Below are 6,817 nucleotides of genomic sequence, written 5' to 3' on the forward strand. Positions count from 1 at the left end.
TTACAGTGGGGGATCACTGCGGTTTTACTGGGGTTGAATCAAACTTTAGTCGAATATCCAAGACATGCCGAAGCTTGACAGATTTCCCCATGACATCTGGCCGTCGAATGGTATCCTTAACGGCTGTTTGCTATGCCGCAACATCACTTTTCGCCGCGATTAAGGGTCAATTCCGCAATGTCAGACAAGCCGCAAAAAACCTTCTACTTCCATGACTATGAAACCTTCGGTAAGAATCCGGCGCTGGACCGCCCTGCGCAGTTCGCCGGTGTGCGCACCGATGAGAATTTCAACATCATTGAAGAGCCGCTCGTGATTTACTGCCGCCCGTCTGATGACTATTTGCCTGAGCCTGAAGCCGTGATGATAACCGGCATTACGCCACAGTTGGCGCTGGAAAAGGGGCTAAGCGAGGCGGAGTTCAGCGCGCAGATCCACCAAGCCTTTAGCGTGCCGGGCACCTGCATTGTGGGCTATAACAACATCCGTTTTGATGATGAAGTCAGCCGCAATATTTTCTACCGTAACTTCTACGATCCTTATTCCTACAGCTGGCAATATGGCAATTCTCGCTGGGATCTGCTCGACGTCATGCGCGCCTGCTACGCCCTGCGCCCGGACGGCATTAACTGGCCGGAAAACGACGACGGTTTCCCGAGTTTCCGCCTCGAGCATCTGACCAAAGCCAACGGCATCGAACATGAAAATGCCCACGACGCCATGGCCGACGTTTACGCCACCATTGCCATGGCCAAGTTGGTGAAACAGGCCCAGCCGCGCCTGTTCTCCTTCCTGCTTGAGCATCGTAATAAGCATAAAATCAACGCGTTAATCGATATTCCAGCCATGACGCCGCTGGTTCACGTTTCCGGCATGTTCGGCGCGGCACGTGGTAATACGGCGTGGATTGCGCCGCTGGCGTGGCATCCTGAGAATAAAAATGCGGTGATCGTCTGTGATTTGGGTGGCGATATGACCCCACTTCTCGAGCTGGACGCCGATGAAATGCGCGAACGGCTGTACACCCGCCGCGAAGCCCTCGAGCCGGGCCAGTCACCGCTGCCCATCAAGCTATTGCACATTAATAAGTGCCCGGTAGTGGCTCCGGCCAAAACGCTGTTGCCTGAGAATGCTGAGCGTCTGGGCATTGACCGCGAGCGCTGTCTGCAAAATCTGCAACTGTTGCGCCAGAACACCCAAGTCCGCGAAAAAGTGGTGGCGCTGTTCGCCGAAGCCGAGCCGTTTAAAGGCTCAGATGACGTCGACGCCCGCCTGTACGACGGTTTCTTCAGCGACGCCGACCGCGCCGCGATGCGCATTATTCTGGAAACCAAGCCAGAAAACCTGCCTGCCCTAGATTTAACCTTTAGCGACTCACGCATTGAAACACTGCTGTTCCGCTATCGCGCCCGCAACTTCCCCGCCACCCTCACCGACGCCGAGCAGCGCCGCTGGCACGAACATCGCCAAGAGAAGCTCAACGCCGAACGCGTGCAAGATTACGTGTTGCAGCTGGAGTCGCTGTACAACTTGTATGAGGATGATGCCGAGAAGACGGCCCTGCTGAAGGCGTTGTTTGCTTATGGGAAGGGGTTGGTGGCGTAACGGTAGGGTTACGCTTTCAACTTCAACTTCAACTTCAACTTCAACTTCAACTTCAAAACCGTGGGCTCGCCGCCCACACTGGCCCAAAGGGTTTTAAACGAAACCCTTTGGAATCCTGCGTTTTTTTTGCTGCTGAAAGATCGAGGCTGCGCAGGGTTGGAATGGACGTGTTTCAGCGGCCGCGGCGATCGTCGCGAAGTGCCGCCGCTTAGGCGGTCCCCTCAGTTCGGGCTTCGAGCCTTTGGTCTCGAACCACTCCCTCGGCGTCACTTCTGAACGCGACCTACTGGCACTTACTCCGAGCCGTTTCATTCACAAAAAATCTGAAAATTACTGAAAAGGCACGATTGAAATGCCTCAAAACCGCAGTCAAAAATGGCGCTGAGCGAGAGGTTCGAGACCTATGGCTCGAATCCCGTGGCGAAGGAACCGCCTAAGCGGCGACATTTTGCGGTGGATAACGGAAGTCCCTGAAACACGTCCGCTTCACGAGCGAAGCGCGCAGTAAAGAGCCGGGGAGTCTTGAGGGGCGCGGCGATAGGCGCCCCTCAAGGCCGGTGTGGCGGCAGCGCACGACCTTGACCTTGACCTTAAAAGAAAGTTTCCTGCCCTTTCCAAAGGGCAAAAAAAAGGACCCTTGCGGGTCCCTTTCAAATTTATGCTTCTGGAGCGATTTCGCCACTCATCTGCGGTGGTTTCTCACGGAAGAAATTGGTGATAAAGGCTAAGTAACCTAAGCCAATTGCTCCCCAAACCAGACCCAGCGTCATTGAGCTGGCTTCGAGGTTCAACCACAGCGCGCCGACGGTCAGGGCACCAATCACTGGCAGAACCAGATAATGCAGGTGATCCTTGAAAGTCTTGTTCTTCTGCTCACGAATGTAGAACTGCGAAATAACCGACAAGTTCACAAAGGTGAAGGCCACCAGCGCACCGAAGTTGATCAACGCCGTTGCAGTCACCAGGTCAAAGGTTACAGCGGACATTGCCACTACGCCGACCAACATGACGTTGAAGGTCGGGGTACGCCATTTTGGATGCACGTAGCCGAACAGTTTCTCCGGGAATACGCCATCGCGGCCCATCACGTACAGCAGACGTGAAACACCAGCATGTGCCGCCATGCCTGACGCCAATACCGTCACGCAGCTAAAGCACAGGATCACTGACTGGAAGAACTTGCCTGCCACATACAGCATGATTTCTGGCTGTGATGCGTCCGGATCGTGGAAACGCGAGATATCCGGGAAGTACAGCTGCAAGAAGTAAGACACCACGACAAAGATGATGCCGCCAATCAGCGCAGTCAGGAAAATCGCTTTCGGAATAACTTTACCGGCGTTCGGCGTCTCTTCAGACAGTGAACTGATGCCGTCGAAGCCCAAGAATGAGAAGCACAGAATCGTTGCCCCGGTGATCATCGGCACCACGTGCGCGTTTTCACTGAAGAACGGTTTCGTGCTTGCCAGCGTCCCTGCGCCCTCACCCATGTACACGCCACGGATAAGCAGGCCCATGAACACCACCATAATGGCGACCTGAACCACAACGATAATGCTGTTGAGGTTGGCAACAACCTTGATGCCACGCAGGTTAAAGGCCGTCATCATCGCCACCAGCGCGGTCACGAAAATCCACGACGGTACGCCCGGGAAGATAGCTTCCAGGTAAATTTTCGCCAGCAGGATGTTGATCATCGGCATGAACAGGTAGTCCAGCAGGGATGACCAGCCAACCATAAAGCCGACGTGCGGGCTGATGGCTTTCTGTGCGTAAGTATAAGCAGAACCCGCAGACGGGAAGCGGCGAACCAGCTTGCCGTAACTTACCGCAGTAAAGAGTACCGCGATCAGCGCGAAGATATACGCCGTTGCCACGTGGCCGTCAGTCAGACCGGACACAATGCCAAAGGTATCGAAAATGGTCATCGGTTGCAGATAGGCCAGACCCATCATTACAACCTGAACCAAAGTCAGGGTTTTACGCAGCTGTACGCGATTGGTTGCCGGAGCGGCAGAAGAGACATTAGCAGACATGGCTCAGCCCTCCCTGATTTGCATGCATAGGACGTGTAAACGTCTCCGTGCGCAAAGTACAGGGAAAACTTCGTGTTGAATAACCAGAGAACGGAGGATTGAGCTTCACATCGTTGTGCACGCAAGTGAAGGCTGAGCGTTGTTGGCCGCAGCTGACAAAGAGACCGGCGGGTACCGGTACTGGTTTAAAGTATTGCCCCATCATGCATTTCCTCATAGTGGCGACCGTTTATTGATTTGGGGTCGCACACGAACCTGGTTATCTATCCGGATCTGGGTCCGGCCTCTGTTGAATTTAGTTTGTGTAACTCACAATGCAAAAAAAATAACCGGCGCCTTTAAGCGTCGGTTATTCTGCATGTGGCGTATTTTGCACTAAATCGAGGGCCGATGACAAGATTTTGAAGCCCTCAAATGCAATTTCTTTCTATGCGTTGAGTCTGGTCAATAAATAATCGATATTTGTTCCAGCCTCATCAGCACTTTAGGCATTGCGCAGCATCCAATCAATTTCTGTTTCAGTCACTCGACGCTCGAACTGTAACAATTCATCGGATTTACACGCGTGATACACCTGTGAGAAGCGCTCCCCCAAATATTTCTTCAACGCGCCCTGCTCGTCAAAGGCTGCCAAAGCATCACTCTGACGAATGGGTAACGGAATACCTTCCTGCTCCAGACCATTACCTGTGACGGGTTCCGGCAGAGGCAGTTCATTGTCAAATCCATGTAACATCCCGGCAAGTACAGTTGCCACTACCAGATACGGGTTGGCATCGGCACCGGCAACGCGATACTCCACGCGGTGGTCAACGGCACCGCTGCACGGCACGCGCAGCGCCACGGTACGGTTGTTATGCCCCCACGACGCCTGCGTTGGCACATACATGCCGGGCTGGAATCGGCGGAAAGCATTGACGTTCGGCGCTAAAATCGCCATTGAAGCAGGCATCAGCTCAATCAACCCCGCCAGCGCGCGCTTCATCAGTGCAGAGTCTTCCGACTCGGTGCCAGCGAACAGGTTCTTGCCATTATCATCCAGCACGCTGATATGAATGTGCATGCCGCTACCGGCGTAATCATCGTAAGGTTTGGCCATAAAAGTGGCTTCCATCCCATGATTTTCTGCCACCAGACGCACTAAACGTTTGAGCGCCAGCGCGTGGTCACAGGCCCGCAGGATGTTGTCACTGTGATGCAGGTTGATTTCGAACTGGCCGGGAGATGACTCGGCCACCGCGCCGTCAGCAGGCAAACCTTGCATCAGAGCAAGTCGGTCGATTTCGCTCAGAACGTCGGCGAAATGGTCGAGGTTATCAACCGAATAGACCTGAGTATGAATGCTGCGCTCAGTGGTCCCTGGGTTACAAGGCGGCTGAATATACCCTTCCGCATCTCGCTGCTTATCGAGCAGATAGAACTCCAACTCTACCGCTACCACCGGGAATAATCCTCGCTGGCGCAATGTTTGCCAAAGGTGATTCAGCACATTGCGGGGTTCAACGTCAAAGGGAGTGCCATCTTCGTCAAGCATGGTCAGCAACAGCTGAGCGATATGCTCTGGGTCCGAAGCGGAGGGGGTTAAAGTTCCGGGGACGGGAAGACAAATGCGATCCGGCTCGCCCAACTCCTGACCAAGGCCTGCCTCTTCCACCACGTTGCCAAGGATATCCATAGCAAACACGGAGGCAGGGAAATAGCAGCCTTTTTCAACTTTAAGCAGGGTGGTGACGGGAATGCGTTTTCCGCGGAAGGTACCATTTAAATCGGTAAGAAGGACATCGACATGCTGGGTAAGTGGGTGACGCTCCAGGTATTGGTTAACTTCATCCTGGAACGCGCTGCTTCGCTTCTCTTCGCCGTGTGCTGCGAAGTCTTCAACTTCGGAACTATTCGATTCAAGAATTAAGGTTTGCATAAAATTTCCACCGTTTGCCTCAGATTTGAGGCGGATATTGAGGCGACCACGACACCACCATGATGCCCCGCCTTTACTGCCCTTTACTGCATAACTGCGAACTTCTTAATGCAATGGCACTCTCAGATCATATAAACGGCACACCTCATTCTCCGAAGACATATTTGTCTCAAGATTAACCCTAGACCCATCAGAATTGTTTTGCAATAGCAACAATTCCTTTACATATAGGTTTGAAAAAGCAACTCCCCGCTGCTAATTTTAATGGAATAACAGCCAAAAAATAGGCAACAAAACGCGATAAGGCGCGGATTTCTTTCCCTTTCGACCACTCAACGAGGCGGTAAAATGAGCACCATATTTTCCAAGGCACCAGCCAGAAAAGAAGAGAGCTACAGACCGATCATTGGGGTCGTCATGTGTGCAAATAGCATTGATGAGAACCCGGCACTGACCGTACACGAGAAGTATCTCGACGCAATTTTCAACGCCAACGCCATCCCCGTCTGCCTGCCGCACGAGCTGGCCTCGCGGGAAGGCGCTATCCAAGAAGTACTCGCCCGCCTCGACGGCATTTTCCTCACTGGCAGCCCAAGTAATGTCGAGCCGCACTGGTATAACGAAGACGGTATCGAGGAGTTAGCAGATCCGGGTCGCGATAAGTTAAGTATTGCCTTGATCCACGCAACGCTGGCCCAAGGCATCCCCCTGCTCGCCGCCTGCCGTGGTATGCAGGAGCTGGTCGTCGCCACCGGCGGCAGCCTGTATCGCAAAGTGCAGGAAGAGCCGGGTTATATGGATCACCGCGAGGACACCTCTCTGTCTCACGACGAGCAATTCGCGCTGGTTCACCCCGTGAGCATTGAGCCCGGCGGCCTGCTGGCTGAACTTCTACCTGATTATCAGTCGTTTCAGGTGAACTCACTGCACGGCCAAGGCGCGAAGCGTCTGGGCGCAGAACTTAGCGTCGAAGCTCGCGCCCCCGATAATCTTGTAGAAGCCGTCAGCGTCCGCGGCCACCCCTTCGCCCTCGGCGTACAGTGGCACCCAGAGTGGCACAGCTTGACCGACGCCGTGTCGCGGCAACTGTTCGAATCCTTCGTCGCTGCATGTCGGAAGTATCATCGAGGATAGAGCTACTCCCGTTAGCCCCCAGCTTTAAGTCAACTTCCAATTCAAAACCGTGGGCGTCGGCCCACACCGACCAAGGGAGGCGTAAACGCGCCTCCCTTGGAACCCTGCGTTTTTATTGTTGTGT

Annotated in this window: 4 protein-coding genes; 2 read left to right on the forward strand and 2 right to left on the reverse strand. The window is 53.8% G+C overall.

Annotation, left to right across the window (positions count from 1 at the left end):
* Nucleotides 1-177: 177 nt before the first annotated feature.
* The gene (sbcB, locus tag GEAM_RS11485; protein WP_034791573.1) at nucleotides 178-1,605 is read left to right on the forward strand and encodes an exodeoxyribonuclease I; all 1,428 of its coding nucleotides are present in this window, start codon (nucleotides 178-180) and stop codon (nucleotides 1,603-1,605) included.
* Between the two features lie 656 nt (nucleotides 1,606-2,261).
* On the opposite strand, the gene GEAM_RS11490 is transcribed toward sbcB, so the two are convergent.
* Together GEAM_RS11490 and GEAM_RS11495 are read right to left on the reverse strand one after the other, a co-directional pair.
* A complete protein-coding gene (locus tag GEAM_RS11490; protein WP_034791575.1) occupies nucleotides 2,262-3,641 on the reverse strand; it encodes an APC family permease in 1,380 nt (459 codons plus the stop codon).
* A 484-nt stretch (nucleotides 3,642-4,125) separates the two neighbouring features.
* Entirely contained in the window at nucleotides 4,126-5,559 is a 1,434-nt protein-coding gene (locus GEAM_RS11495) for a glutamine synthetase family protein (RefSeq protein ID WP_034791578.1), read from the reverse strand.
* Between the two features lie 348 nt (nucleotides 5,560-5,907).
* On the opposite strand from GEAM_RS11495, the gene puuD reads away from it, so the two are divergent.
* Entirely contained in the window at nucleotides 5,908-6,693 is a 786-nt protein-coding gene (gene puuD, locus GEAM_RS11500) for a gamma-glutamyl-gamma-aminobutyrate hydrolase (protein ID WP_034791580.1), read from the forward strand.
* The last annotated feature ends 124 nt before the right edge of the window (nucleotides 6,694-6,817 follow it).

It is taken from the genome of Ewingella americana ATCC 33852, from assembly GCF_000735345.1.
Taxonomy (GTDB): domain Bacteria; phylum Pseudomonadota; class Gammaproteobacteria; order Enterobacterales; family Enterobacteriaceae; genus Ewingella; species Ewingella americana.